This is a genomic window from Nocardia cyriacigeorgica (assembly GCF_010868145.1).
Classification (GTDB): Bacteria; Actinomycetota; Actinomycetes; order Mycobacteriales; family Mycobacteriaceae; genus Nocardia; species Nocardia cyriacigeorgica_D.
Genome location: NZ_JAAGUY010000002.1, coordinates 105,024 through 118,200, shown reverse-complemented (window position 1 = coordinate 118,200; position 13,177 = coordinate 105,024). Strand labels below are relative to the sequence as shown.

The following is a 13,177-nucleotide window of genomic DNA, read 5'->3' as shown; positions in this document are numbered from 1 at the left end:
GGCGTGGCGCGGGAACTTTCCGGCGCAACGCCCTTTTTCTCTGCCCGAATGCACTGGCGTGACCCCGAATTGCTGTGAAAAACACACAGGGTGCGCAGGCGACGAACGCCTGCGCACCCTTTCGGTATCGCTGTGTCAGATCAGGGCTGACCGGTCGCGAACGCGATCAGCGCGTCCAGGAACGGCTGGCCACCCATCACGTATCCGCCGATGACCGCACCCGCCGGGATGGTGATGATCCACAGGAACGGGATGAAGCAACCGATCAGAGCACCGATGATGATGCCGGGCGCGTTCTTGTTGACCTGCTCCATGAGCCGGTCGTAGGAGCTGATGTCCTTCAGCTCCGCGACGTCCTTCAGCTTCGCGCTGTCCTCGGGCGTCATCGTGGCGGCCAGCGTCACGCTGCGGCCGTCCGCACTGATCTCCTCGTCCACCGCGATCGGCAGCCCGGCGACCTCGGAGCGCAGCGCCACCTGGTCCACCGTCGCGCCGGTGTCCGACTTCAGCAGCACGGCCGAACCGTCCGACGCCAGCTCGAACTTGCCGCTGTCGACCGACCAGGTGATGGTCTTGTCAGAAGGGGAAACGGTGGTGTTGTAGTTGATTCCGCTCACAACACCGGAAGTCGCGTCCCCCGAAGTCACCACGGTCGACTCGGTCGCCACGGCGGGCTGACCATTGGCGGTGGCCGCGGTAATCCCCACCGCGGTGACGGCCATGAATACGGCAGTGGTGATCTTTCCGAACTTCATTCTGAGAATTCCCTCCGCTTTGTCCGTCCTCGTGGACTGGACACGCGATGACCATATCGCGCGCAATTCACTGGCGCACAACGGGGTTGGGATTTCACGTGCCACCTTCCCGTCATATCCGGTGGATCCCCTAGTCCGCGCCCAAGATCTTTCGGGCCTCGGCGTAGTACTCCCTGCGCTCGTCGAGGCCGTTGCTGCCACCGTTGATCGTCCTGGTGATCGCGTCGAAATCCGATGGACTTCGCACATCGTCCGCCCTATCGTTGAGCCGCTTCGACTCCCAGAACCAGGTGGCGATGTCGAAGGCATGCTCGGGCTTCGCGGCCAGCTCGGGATCGCGGATGAAATCGACGTCGAGTGCCTTGCCCGCCTTCTCGTAGTTGTGTCGTCCGGTGATCTGCAGTGCGCCACGTCCGCGATATCGAGCGCCGTCTCCGGGCCGCGTGTTGCCAAGGTCGCGGCCGACTGCGGTGGACGATCCGTAATTGCGCTCGAAATACCCCTTGCTCCCGTATTCGGTAAGCGTTCGAAGCCGGTCGGTTTCGTGCACGACCTGGGCGAGAAATGCGGCTTTACGTTTCGGTTCGACGATTCCGGCGTCTCGCATCGCTGTATTGAGATGCGGTAGATACCTCGCCAGCTTGTCCGAATCGGTCTTGGGGGCCAGGGCCTTCAGCTGCTCGAGCGTGACCGGCTCGATCTTGTCGCCAGTCGACTTGTTGTGCCCGCTGACCGCCTCGTACATCGTCCAGACCCGTTGCAGTGACGATCCGAACCTGTCGAGCAGCTTCTTCTCGACGTCGCGTGCGAGGGTGCCGTCTCCGACGGCGGTCACCGCGCTGCGCAGCTCGACCACCTCGTCCCAGATGTCCTTGTTGAGCTTGGTGCCCTGCCTGGCCGCCTCGACCACCTCGGCGGAAACGGCCTTGTCCCGGTCGACCAGTTGCTCCGTGATCTTCGCTATCGTGCCGGTGTTGTCGTTATAGGCCGACATGGCGATCGACTTGCTTTTCAGGTCGTACAGCCCGGCCTTACTGAGCAACTCCGCCACATCCGGCATCTGCGCGGGCTCCCCGACGCCGAGTTGATCGACCATCAATTGGAAGATGGCTCGGGTCAACTCGATGACATCCTTGGCGGGTTCGGAGGCGCGGGGAGGGGAGCCAACGCGGACCTGCCAGCCGAACCATCCGTAGGTGGGGCAGATACGCGCGTTATCGGGGCCGGCGGCTCCAGGGGACTCCGCCCGCGACGCAGAGGACCGATCCGCGTCGATCGGTGCCGACCTCGCTGCCGATGTGTCGCTCGTTGGCGCCATGCCGAGAGATTGTGGCATGGGCGGGGGCGGGTGCCCGGTGAAAATCGGACAACCGCTCGCGTTCGGTTGGCGAGGGTTCGGCTGTGGCCCTATTGTTATTCGCGGTGTGTGCGTCGGGGCCCTGGATGTTATCCGGGTGTGCGCACTCGGTGGGATGGATGGTGTTCACTTCGTGTGCACCGGTGCGACATCCACCGAGTTCAGCATCGAAGCGACAGCGTGTACGGGAACGCCCTCACCAGGGCATGGGTTGACTGGAGCAGTATGCAGTTCAAGAAGGTTGCCGCGGCACTCGGCACATGCGCGGCGATCGCGTCCGGGTTGGTATTCGGAGGTAACACCGTGGCCTCGGCCGCGCCCGGATGCCCGAGTCTGTACGTGGTTGCCATCCCCGGCACTTGGGAAACCGGCCACGACAAGAAACCGCAGCCCGGCATGCTGTCCGGCGTGACCAATAGGCTCGGCTCCGGGACGAAGGTCGACTACATCACCTACGCCGCCACCGCCTTCCCGTGGGAGGGCGATGTCTACGGCCAGTCCAAGAAGGAAGCCACCGACAAAGCACGCGGATTGGTCGGTGCCATGGCGCAGCGCTGCGGCGCGACCAAGATCGGCCTGCTCGGCTACAGCCAGGGTGCGGACGCCGCCGGTGACCTCGCCGCCGAAATCGGCACGGGCGTCGGCGTGGTGCCGCCGAGCCGGATCGCCGGCGTCGGCCTGATTTCGGATCCGCGTCGCTCGCCCACCGACATTCAGGTCGGCCCGCACGCGGGTGGCGCCGGCGGCGGCGGTGCCCGAGCGGGTGGCTTCGGCTGGATCCACGACCGGGTCCGGACCATCTGTGCCGTCGACGACCTCTACTGCGCCACCGCCTCGGACGATTTCGTCACCCGATTCGCCGGATTCCTGGCACAGAGCTCCGACGCCAATCCGGCGAACCTGTGGCGCTACCAGCTGGAAGCCGGTGCGATCATCGACGATCTGATGGCCAATGGCGGCATCCCGACGCTGCAAGCCCAGCTCACCGATTCCGCCAACCAGCAGCGGGTCAAGGAGCTGGAAGATTTCTATGAGTCGCATGCCCACACCAGCTACGGCAGCTACCAGGTCGGTGGCGGGCAGACCGCCATCTCCTGGATGCACAACTGGTTCGACCGTATGGACTGAATAGACAGCTCCGCACTGCGGCCACCTGCTCGGCATCTACCGGGCAGGTGGCCGCAGTCGTTTGTGGATTCGGACATTGCCGCGTCGTCCAGCCGCGCGCAGCCGACGGGCCATGTCCGACCGAATCCGTCAGCTGCTGCCGAATGATCCGGTGCCGCCGGGCAGCACATGCTGGAAGACGCGCGGACCAGGGCCGATGGGTCCCGGATGATCGGGACGGTTGTCGTCCGGATACAGGCGACGCTCACCGCCGGGGCCGTGGTCGAGGTGGCGGCCGGGCCGGCTCACATCATCGGCGGTCGCCGATACCGGGGCAGCGGCGTCGACGACCTGGGTGCTGGCTGCGGCAGGTGCCTCGGCCGACGCGGTGGCAGCGACCGCCGCGACGGGTACCGCGGCGAGCGCACCCGCCACCGCTACCCGCAGGCCGATCTGCCGAACGGAGGACTGTGTCGTGGAGTGCAACGGAAATCCCTTTCTCCCGGAACATGAACCGCAACTGCGGTGCACGGATTCCAGGAAAGCCGCCGTCGCTGGGATACCGGTGCGATCAGGCTGGCAGTCTGCTGGGAATCGCTCAGGCAGAGATATTGCGCGGCAGCAGTTCCCACACATGCCCATTCTCGTTGATGGTCGCGGCGGTGCGTCGGCCGGTGCGCGAGAACAGAACCCGGGTAATCGAGCAATAGTCGATCGGGAAGGTCAGCGGACGCGCCAGACCGAGCACGTCTTGCAGCAGGATATTGATCACGCCGCCGTGCGCGAAGGCGACCACGGTGTCGGTGTGGTCGGCGCGTACGGCGATATCGGTGATCGTGTCGAGCACCCGTGACTTGAACGCGAGTTCATCGATCACCGTCGGCAGATGCCCGGCCTTGATCCGGTCGTATTCCGCGCGGAACTCGACCTTGGCGTCCTCGATCGGGATATAGGCGGGCAGGTCGCGGTCGTATTCGGCCAGCCCGTCGAGCACCTCGACTTCGAGCCCCAGCTTTGCCGCGGTGGGCAGCGCAGTCTCCCGTGCCCGCCGTTGCGGACTGCTCACCACCCGCTTGATCCGATGATGACTCAACGCCGCGGGCACCCGTTCGGCCTGCTCAACCCCGATCCCAGCCAATCCTGGGTCGGCGGCCCCCTCGGCCTGCTCGATCCGAACCGGTTGCGCGTGGCGAACGAGAATCAACTGCACCCCCATACTGTGCCGCATCGAGGTCTCGACCGCGCAATAGGAGGGATGGTGGCCCGCCGATGGCCTGCGAGTCGAACGACCGGTGCTAGTAGTTCCGCGGCGGGTACTGACCACCGGGTGGCGGATAGTGGCCACCCGGTGGCGGGTACTGGTTCGGGTTGTACGGCGGCTGCCGTGGCCCGTCGTTGTTCGCGCGGCTCACCATCCAGACGATCAGGCCGATGACGCCTGCTACTACCAGCACGCAGCAGAGGCCGCCGATGAGCAGCGTCAGGGGCATATTGAACCCTGAACTCTTCTTCGAGACCTTTCGCGCCAGCTCCTGATCGAGCGCCGACGTCATGACTTCGGGGCTCACCCATGTCGAATAGTCGATCCCGCCGGCAATGGTCAGCAGGTCAAGGTAGTGCAACGACGGTTCCCCATTCACTCTGTCGAGGGCCGCCTCCTCCCGGCGGACCGAATCCTCAGCCTAGTCGAGTGACCGAACGGTCGCTCGGACAGCAAGCGCAATCACTCAGTGCCCGAATGGACCTCGCGGATCTGGGGTGACAACGCAGATCTGGGCACCAGCGGGTGTCTCAGCGGCGCGAGAACGATCAAGGCCCGGGCCGCGTGCGCGACCCGGGCCCGAAACCATTCAGCAGCAATCAGTGATTCTGCGGGGGGTACTGGCCGCCCTGCGGCGGATACGGGTTCTGCTGGCCCTGTGGGTACTGGCCCTGCGGTGGGTACGGGTTGTTCTGACCCTGCGGGAACTGTCCCTGCTGCGGGAACTGTCCCTGCTGCGGGAACTGTCCCTGCGGCGGGAATTGCTGCTGCGGCGGCTGGGACTGTTCGTCCTTCTTTCGCTTGGCGAGGATCACGACGGCGACGACGACCACGAGAATCACCACCACACAGATGATCCCGAACAGGCCGCCTTTGCCCTTCTTGCCGCCCTTCTTGGCGAGCTCCTGCTCCATCGCTGACGTCCACACCTCCGGGCTCGCCCATGTCGAATGGTCGAGCGTGCCGGCATTGGTCAGCAGGTCAAGGTAGTACACGTAAACCCCAATCGAAATCGTCGGCCACCTCCTCCGGGCGCGCCGATCCTTCTCCCTAGTGCCCGGACCGATGCTTGGTGAAACCTGCGATCCGAGCCACTCGAATCCGTGCCTCCGCTACTGGATTCGAGTCGCGGCCGAAACTACCTCGGCTTCACCAGTGGGAATGGCAGGGTCTCGCGGATACTGCGCCCGGTGATCAGCATGACGATGCGATCGACGCCCATGCCGAGCCCGCCGGTCGGCGGCATGGCGTGTTCGAGGGCCTGCAGGAAGTCTTCGTCGAGTTCCATCGCCTCCGGATCGCCGCCCGCGGCGAGCATCGACTGTTCGGTGAGCCTGCGCCGCTGTTCGACCGGATCGGTGAGTTCGCTGTAGGCGGTGCCCAATTCGACGCCCCACGCCACCAGGTCCCAGCGTTCGGCGACGCCCGCGATGCGGCGGTGGCCGCGGGTCAGGGGTGAGACCGACGTGGGGAAGTCGATGTAGAAGGTGGGTTCCTGGGTGCGGCCCTCGACGAGATGCTCATACATTTCCAGCACGATCTGGCCGGCGTCCCAGGCGTGCTGGTACGGGATGACGTTGGCGTCGCACAGTTCCCGCAGCCGTTGCACATCGGTGCGCGGGGTGATATCGGTGCCGATGGCCTGCGAGATGGCCCCGTGCACCGACTTGACCGGCCATTCACCGGAGATATCCACTGCTTCCACGGTGCCGTCGTCCTTGGGACGCATGGCCACCATGGAGCCGTTGGCGGCCAGGGCGGCGTTCTGGATCAGCTGACGGCACAGGTGCATCATCCGCTCGTAATCGCTGTGCGCCTCGTATGCCTCGAGGATGGTGAATTCCGGGTTGTGGCTGAAGTCCACGCCCTCGTTTCGGAAGGTTCGGCCCAGCTCGAACACCTTCTCCACGCCGCCGACGCATAGTCGTTTGAGGTACAGCTCGGGCGCGATGCGCAAGTAGAGGTCGAGATCATAGGCATCGATGTGGGTGCGGAACGGTGTCGCGTTCGCGCCGCCGTGTACCTGCTGCAGGATCGGCGTTTCGACCTCGATGTAACCCCAGTCGGTGAGCGAGTCCCGCAGCGAGCGCACGACCGCGCTGCGTTTGGTCAGCACCTCGCGGGTCTCGGGGTTGATCATCATGTCGACGTATCGCTGGCGGACCCGCGACTCCGGATCGGCCAGGCCCTTCCACTTGTCCGGCAGCGGATGCAGGCATTTGCCGAGCATCCGCCAGTCCGCGACGAGCAGCGACAACTCGCCGCGTCGGCTGCGGCCGATCCGTCCGCTGACCTCGATCAGATCGCCGAGGTCGAAGAATTCGCCGAACTCGGCGCACCGCTCGGCGCCGAGGCGTTCCCGGTCGAGCACCAGCTGGATGTCATCGGACCAGTCGCGCACCACCGCGAAGACCACGCCGCCGTAATCGCGGATGCGCAGCAGCCTGCCGCATACGCGGACCGTGGTCCCGCGCGGGGAGCGGCGCGCAGCGGCGACGGTGTGAGTCGGCGGATATGCCACCGGATAGGCATCGATGCCGCTGGCGGCCAGCCGGTCCAGTTTGGTCATCCGAACCCGCACCTGTTCGGGCCTGCGTGCCAGCAGCAGTTCCTCTTCGGACTCGGGTGGTTCCGGTGGGCTGCCGTCGGCGTGCAGACCGGTCATGGTGGCAGGGACCGCGCTGTGGCGTCCGGTGTGCGTGGTGGCGTCTGGTTCGGCACCGAAACGCGGCAGGAATCCCTCGGCCAACCCGCTGGCCATCGCCACCCGCGGCAGCTGCCTGCGCTCCTCGAACAGGAAGAACCGCGGTACCCACACCGGCTGGTACTTCACATTCGACCGGTACAGGGCCTCGAGCTGCCACCACCGGGAGAAGAACAGCAGCACCCCGCGCCAAGCCCGAAGCACCGGACCGGCGCCGATGCGTCCGCCCTCTTCGAATACCGAACGGAACACCGCGAAGTTCAGCGAGATCTTGGTGATGCCGTACTGGTCGGACGTCAACGCGAGCTGGGAGATCATCAACTCCATGACGCCGTTGGGACCGAGCGGGTCGCGGCGCATCAACTCCAGCGATACCCCGGTCCGCCCCCATGGCACCAGCGACAGCATGGACAACACCCGGTCGTCTGAGCCGACCGCTTCCACCAGCACGCAGTCGCCGTCGAGCGGGTCGCCGAGCCTACCGAGCGCCATGGAGAAACCGCGTTCGTTCTCGGTATCGCGCCACGCCTCGGCCCTGGCCACCACCTGGGCGAACTCGGCGGCGGGGATCTCGGAATGACGGCGGATGCGTACCGAGACGCCCTGCCTGCGCAGCCGGTTCGCGGCTTGGCGGACCGGTTTCATCTCCGCACCGGCGAGGGAGAAGTTCCGGGTATCGAGCACGGCCTCATCGCCGAGCCGCACCACCGACAGCCCGGCCCTGCGGTAGGCGGTCGCTCCGAGTTCGCTCGCACCCATCACCGCCGGTGCCCAACCGAACCGGTCCGCCAACCGCAGCCACGCGTCGATCGCCTGCGGCCACGCCTCCTTGACCCCGATCGGATCACCACTGGCCAGGCAGACGCCGAGCTCGACCCGGTAGGTGACCGCGGCTTTACCGCTCGGCGCGAACACCACGGCCTTGTCCCGTCGGGTGGCGAAATAGCCGAGCGAATCCTCCACGTCCGAACGGGCCAGCAGCCCACGCAGCGCGGATTCGTCGAGTCCGGTCATGGCGTTATCGGCGCGCTGGGAACGCAGCAGCACCAGGAACGCGCTGAGCAGCGCCACCGCGCCGAACAGGCCGAGCAGGAAGTTCACGAAATGGTGTGGTGAGCCGTCGAATTGCTCGTTTTCCACCAGGATCGCGCCGGTCACCCGGTACACCGCCCACAGCGGCCGCTGCGCTCCGCTGGGTAGCGTGCCAGGGAACATCTCGACCAGACCCCAGCCGAGCAGACAGCCGAGCGCAAGCCCACCGACCAGCGCGATCAGTGCTTTCCGGCCCGCACCGCGCCGGACCCGCGTGTAGAACTCGGGCCATGCGGCGATGAGCACGCCGATCACGGCCAGATGCACCACGCCGGCAACGAGCGCGTTGACGTCGCGGTCCTGGATGAAGGTCAGAGCGTTGTCCAGCACCCAGGTCACCAGATAGATGACCAGCAACCACCAGGCGATGCGCTTGCGTCCGGCCGTCGCGGCGGCCAGCAGGGCCACCACCAGTGCCCACACCAGGCTGGTGTCGGGTGCGTCGAAGTAGTAGTCGTCGATGTAGTGGCGCGGGGTGTGGGTCAGGTAGCGCAACGCGGGCGACAGGCTCCACAGCAGACAGGCCACCGCGAACACGCCGAGCACGAGTCCGGCGTAATGCGGGACCTCGGCGAACCTGCCGTGCCCACGATGCGGTACCGGCGGAACAGGTCTGCCCGCGGATAGCTCGGTGGTGCGGCGTAGGTCGTCCGGCGTGGAAGTCACCGATCCAGTGTGACCGTTGGGGTGGATTTGCCGGTAGTTTGTCGCGGCGTGTTCGCGGCCCCTTTGCGACGTCTCGGGAATGGCCGAATGCGGCCGGATACCGGGGCGGCGCACGGCGGAGCGGGGCGGGGGAGTAAGTATTTAGACCATGTCGGAACCAGTCGATGTGCCGATCGATGACGAAGCCATTCGGCTCGGCCAGTTTCTCAAATTGGCCAATCTGATCGATTCCGGTTCGGAAGCCAAGACGGTGATCGCCGCGGGTCTCGTGCGGGTGAACGACGAGGTCGAGCTACGCCGTGGACGGCAGTTGCACGTCGGCGATGTGGTCGCTCTCGCCGGTCACCAGGCGCGAGTCGCCGAGTAAACCCTGCTGCTGCGCCGATCAGTCCTCGGCGCGCACCACGACGCCGTCGTGATCGCTGTAGAGCATGTCGCCGGGCACGAAGGTGACACCGCCGATCTCTACCGGGACGTCCTTGTCGCCGGAGCCGGTCTGGGTGCTCTTGCGCGGGTTGGTGCCCAGCGCCTTGATGCCGATGTCGAGGGTGCGCAGGATTGCCGAATCGCGCACCGCACCGTTGACGATGACACCGGCCCAGCCGTTGTCGACACCGCGTCCGGCGATGATGTCGCCGACCAGCGCGGTGTGCACGCTCGCGCCACCGTCGACGACGAGCACTTTGCCATCGCCCGGTTCGCTCAACGTCTGCTTGACGAGCAGATTGTCCTGGAAGCAGCGAATTGTGGTGATCCGGCCGGAAAATGCCGCGCGGCCGCCGAACTGGATGAACTGGGTATCGCAGCTGCGAATATCGGGGCCGATTTCGTCGGCCAGGTCCGCGGTCGCCACAACATCTGTCGGTTCGGTCATGGGCCTCAGCTTAGAGGTGGCCGAATTCCAGCCGGAACGGACCGCGGGGTTCGTTCCACGTGAATCACAGCGCGATCAGCGCAGCCAGGCGCAGCCTGTCGTCAGACCGCGCATGGCCGGAGCGAAGGCGGAGGTACGCCTATCGATGTCCGTGCCGCAGTTCGTACATATCCCGTTCGTGCTCGGAGATCTTGCCGTGATCGAGCAGATTCGGATCGAGGCCGTGCTGCACCAGCCGGTACCGGCGCCATACATAGCTGAGCGCGACGGTGAAGATGACCATCGGAACCGTCATCATCACAATCAGCCCGATCTTGAGTGGCAACGGACCTGGGAACAGCAGCACGAGCGCGAAGAACGGAACGACCGGCCCGAGAAACCGGAGCAGATAGCGTTCCATGGCCCCGTGCCCGAGCAGGTCGTTCTTCACCCACTCGTGCAGGTTCGCGGGGAGCTCGCGGCCCAGATCGTAGGCAATGCGCTGCCTGAAGGTGGGTTTGTCCATACCTCAAGGCTATGCCTGTGATGTGAGTCACCGCCAGGTTCGAATAGGGGTTCAGCGCCGGGGCGTTCGGTGTCGTTCGTGGCCCGCGGGATCGGTCCCGTGTGCGCCCACAGGTGGATGGCCCGGCCGCCCGTTGGACGCGCGGCCGACCGGGGCGGAGCCTGTTCAGTCCTGGCTGCTCGTGGCACCGCCGGCGCGGTGGAATTCCTCGATCTGCTTGGTCAGGTTCTCAGTGCTGTGCTTCACCGCGATCTTGACGAACGGTTCGATCGTCTTGCCGAGTGCGCGACCGGCCAGACCACCGGCGACCCGGTAGTCGACGATGGCGTCGACGGTGCAGCGCTCGGTGTCAGTGGCGTGGAACAGGAAGGTCGACTCGACCTCGAACCCTTTGATCGACTTCACCCCGATGGCGAAGTTCTCCTCCCAGCGCACGATCTCGATCCGGGAGTTCAGCGAGACCGGACCGAGCTTGATATGGCCGTCGAACGTCGCCCCGATACCTTCGGTCTGACTACCCACCGGCGTGAATGATTCGACCTCGCGCAGAAAGCGCGGCAGATTGCGGTAATCGTTCACGTAGGCGAAAGCGGTTTCGGCCGAGGCGTCGCAGTCGGCGACGATCTTCACTTCGGTCATGGCGCAACTGTAACCGGGGGTTCGCGGAATTCCGTCATGCCGTGACGGCCAATGTTGCGGCCAGGCCGAAGGCCACCGCCATCACCACCACCTCGATGGTGGCCCGGCGCAGCGACGCCTCGGCCGTCATCCGATGGTCGGCGGCGCGGCCGACCCAGTCGCGTCGCCACCACCAACCCAGCGCGAGCAGCGCGGCCAGGATCACTGTCTTGGCCAGCAGCACCCGGCCGTATCCGGTCTGCACCAGCGGCGCGACTCCGCCGATGCGGACCAGCCCGTTCACCAGTCCGGTCACCGCGACGACCGCCACCAGCGGCATGGCCACCGTGGAGTAGCGCGGCAACGCGATCGCCCATTCGCCGCGCGAGCGCACCACCAGCGCAAGGCCGATCAGCAGGCCGAGCCACGCGCCCGCGGCGAGTGCGTGCACCGCGGCGAGCACCGATCCGAACGGTTGCTGCGACATATGCCCGGTGATCGGCCGCAGGGTCAGCGCCACCGCGGCGAAGACCAGCACCAGGTCCGGGGAGGCGGTCTCCGGTCGCCGGAAAGCCAGCGCCGAATAGCACGCGACGGCGCCGGTGCCGAGCAGGATCGCGATACCGACCTGGCCGCCGCTGATTTCGGTGAGGAAGGTGCCGAACCGGCCGCCGTCGAGTGCGCTGACCGGCACCCCGACGACATCGGCGGCCTCGAACACCAGCACCACGAATTCGCTGCCGCACCAGATCCCGGCCACCACGGCCAGCAGCCGCCACGGCGGCCGCAACCGGTCGTGCACCCGCGGCAACGCCGCGAGCCCGAGCACGGTGGCCCCCGCGATATCGGCGAGGACCCGGACCGCGCTCTCCGCGGTGACCGCGGTCATCACCCACGCGACCAGTACACCGAGCAGCCCGGACGGGACGACCAGCAGCAGCGCCGCGCGGCGGTCACGGCCGCCGGTCGTCCGATCGGTCACCGGCCGCTCTTACCGGTGCCGCCCTTGCCGAACAGGCCCGTCCCGAACAGCGCGAAGGCCAGTCCGCCGCCGAACAGCACGATGGCGCCGACGATGAACACCCAGATCGGGATGCCGCCGGAACCGCCGTTGTCGGCGTCGGCTGCGCCGACCGTGGGGCCGGGGGTTCCCTTGCCCGCCGTGGTCAGGGTGAAGGTCAGTCGTCCCTCCACCGGATGGCCGTCGGCCGAGGTGACCCGGTAGCCGACGCGGTAGGTGCCTGCGGGTCCAAGATCGCCGACCGCGACGCTCACCGTTTTCCCGTCGACCACCGGGTCACCCTTGGACCACAGGTGATCGTCGGGGCCGACGACAGTCAGCGAAGGAAAGTTGGGCTGTAAGGCTTCATTGAAGGTGATGGTGACGCGTTCCGGGCCCGCGTCCAGCGAGGCGCCGTCCTCGGGGGAGGTGCCGACCACCGCGGAGTGGGCCGAGGCGGGCCCGGCGACGAGGGCGCCGACACCCAGACACAGCGCCCCGATGACGAACGTGAACAGCAGTGTGCGCATATTCATGCGCGGGGCGGTCACGACTGCCGTCCCCGGATGACCGAGCCGACGCCGAGCCCGAGCCCGAGCAGCCCGACGGCCAGTCCGATCCCGCCGAGCCAGCGGGCGGTCGTGTCGGTGCCCGCGTCATCGGATTCGGCTGGCGCGGTCTGATTCTCGGCCTCAACGCCGTGTTCGCCGTGCCCGTTTCCGGTGTTGGAGGCCAGGGTGAGGCTCGGCGCCGGATGTGCGACCAGGCCCTGATCGGCGGGCTGGTTCCAGTCGACGACCTTGCCGTCGCTGTAGGTCTGTTTGGTCGGGAAGCTCACCGAGTCCTTCAGCGGCAGTGGGCCCAGTGCCACCGCGAACTGCTGGAACTGGCCGGGGCCGACGCCGGGTGCGCCCGGGTCCGCGGTCCAGGTCACGGCGGTGACCTGGGATTTGTCGTTGCGGTCGACCTTGGCGGTCCAGCCCGGGATCGGTTCGGTCATGGCCACCGGAAGATTCGGCACGGTGACGGTGATGGCAGTGGTTGCCGCGGTGTCGGATTCGGTCGGGACCCGGAAGGTGGCGATGGCCATGGATCCCTGTGTGGCACCGGGGGCGTCGACGGTGACATGCGCGTTCGCGACCCCACCGGCCAGCGCGAACAGCCCGCCACCGAGCGCCGCCGTGCACAAGGCACGCGAAATGAACTTGTTCATGAATGAAATGCTTTCTCTCCGAAAT

15 protein-coding genes are annotated in these 13,177 nt (G+C 66.4%); 2 read left to right on the top strand and 13 right to left on the bottom strand.

Annotation, left to right across the window (positions count from 1 at the left end):
• Positions 1-140: 140 nt before the first annotated feature.
• Together GV792_RS04345 and GV792_RS29215 are read right to left on the bottom strand one after the other, a co-directional pair.
• Positions 141-755: a hypothetical protein gene (locus GV792_RS04345; protein ID WP_175583950.1), complete on the bottom strand. Its 615-nt coding sequence runs from the start codon at positions 753-755 to the stop codon at positions 141-143.
• 130 nt (positions 756-885) lie between these two features.
• Positions 886-1,875, bottom strand: coding sequence for a glycoside hydrolase family 19 protein (locus GV792_RS29215; protein ID WP_218581184.1), 990 nt, complete (start codon positions 1,873-1,875; stop codon positions 886-888).
• Between the two features lie 462 nt (positions 1,876-2,337).
• On the opposite strand from GV792_RS29215, the gene GV792_RS04335 reads away from it, so the two are divergent.
• Complete coding sequence (locus tag GV792_RS04335; RefSeq protein ID WP_175582929.1) at positions 2,338-3,240, top strand: cutinase family protein; 903 nt, start codon at positions 2,338-2,340, stop codon at positions 3,238-3,240.
• 129 nt (positions 3,241-3,369) lie between these two features.
• On the opposite strand, the gene GV792_RS04330 is transcribed toward GV792_RS04335, so the two are convergent.
• The 5 genes from GV792_RS04330 to lysX all read right to left on the bottom strand — a co-directional run bounded on the left by GV792_RS04330 (position 3,370) and on the right by lysX (position 8,942).
• The gene (locus tag GV792_RS04330; protein WP_163822321.1) at positions 3,370-3,705 is read right to left on the bottom strand and encodes a hypothetical protein; all 336 of its coding nucleotides are present in this window, start codon (positions 3,703-3,705) and stop codon (positions 3,370-3,372) included.
• Between the two features lie 112 nt (positions 3,706-3,817).
• A complete protein-coding gene (locus GV792_RS04325; protein WP_163822320.1) occupies positions 3,818-4,429 on the bottom strand; it encodes a histidine phosphatase family protein in 612 nt (203 codons plus the stop codon).
• A gap of 85 nt (positions 4,430-4,514) precedes the next feature.
• The gene (locus GV792_RS04320; protein WP_163822319.1) at positions 4,515-4,841 is read right to left on the bottom strand and encodes a hypothetical protein; all 327 of its coding nucleotides are present in this window, start codon (positions 4,839-4,841) and stop codon (positions 4,515-4,517) included.
• A gap of 238 nt (positions 4,842-5,079) precedes the next feature.
• Entirely contained in the window at positions 5,080-5,475 is a 396-nt protein-coding gene (locus GV792_RS04315) for a hypothetical protein (RefSeq protein ID WP_175583303.1), read from the bottom strand.
• Positions 5,476-5,618: 143 nt separating this feature from the next.
• Positions 5,619-8,942 carry a bifunctional lysylphosphatidylglycerol synthetase/lysine--tRNA ligase LysX gene (lysX, locus tag GV792_RS04310; protein WP_178124419.1) on the bottom strand — a complete coding sequence of 1,108 codons (3,324 nt, stop codon included), beginning with the start codon at positions 8,940-8,942 and terminating at the stop codon, positions 5,619-5,621.
• 148 nt (positions 8,943-9,090) lie between these two features.
• Here lysX and GV792_RS04305 point away from each other — a divergent pair, with 148 nt between their 5' ends.
• Positions 9,091-9,309: an RNA-binding S4 domain-containing protein gene (locus GV792_RS04305; RefSeq protein ID WP_036531561.1), complete on the top strand. Its 219-nt coding sequence runs from the start codon at positions 9,091-9,093 to the stop codon at positions 9,307-9,309.
• 18 nt (positions 9,310-9,327) lie between these two features.
• Here GV792_RS04305 and rraA read toward each other — a convergent pair whose 3' ends face one another.
• The 6 genes from rraA to GV792_RS04275 all read right to left on the bottom strand — a co-directional run bounded on the left by rraA (position 9,328) and on the right by GV792_RS04275 (position 13,152).
• Positions 9,328-9,816, bottom strand: a complete 489-nt coding sequence (rraA, locus tag GV792_RS04300) for a ribonuclease E activity regulator RraA (RefSeq protein WP_163822317.1) — start codon at positions 9,814-9,816, stop codon at positions 9,328-9,330.
• A 139-nt stretch (positions 9,817-9,955) separates the two neighbouring features.
• Positions 9,956-10,321 (bottom strand): DUF5313 family protein, encoded by a 366-nt coding sequence (locus tag GV792_RS04295; protein ID WP_163817986.1) that lies wholly within the window; start codon positions 10,319-10,321, stop codon positions 9,956-9,958.
• 165 nt (positions 10,322-10,486) lie between these two features.
• Positions 10,487-10,960 (bottom strand): SRPBCC family protein, encoded by a 474-nt coding sequence (locus tag GV792_RS04290; protein ID WP_163822316.1) that lies wholly within the window; start codon positions 10,958-10,960, stop codon positions 10,487-10,489.
• Positions 10,961-10,994: 34 nt separating this feature from the next.
• A complete protein-coding gene (locus tag GV792_RS04285; RefSeq protein ID WP_163822315.1) occupies positions 10,995-11,921 on the bottom strand; it encodes a copper resistance D family protein in 927 nt (308 codons plus the stop codon).
• Positions 11,918-12,475 (bottom strand): copper resistance protein CopC, encoded by a 558-nt coding sequence (locus GV792_RS04280; protein WP_375154451.1) that lies wholly within the window; start codon positions 12,473-12,475, stop codon positions 11,918-11,920. Before GV792_RS04280 ends, GV792_RS04285 begins: the two co-directional genes overlap by 4 nt.
• Before the next feature lie 11 nt (positions 12,476-12,486).
• Positions 12,487-13,152, bottom strand: a complete 666-nt coding sequence (locus GV792_RS04275) for a YcnI family copper-binding membrane protein (RefSeq protein WP_163822314.1) — start codon at positions 13,150-13,152, stop codon at positions 12,487-12,489.
• Positions 13,153-13,177: the final 25 nt, after the last annotated feature.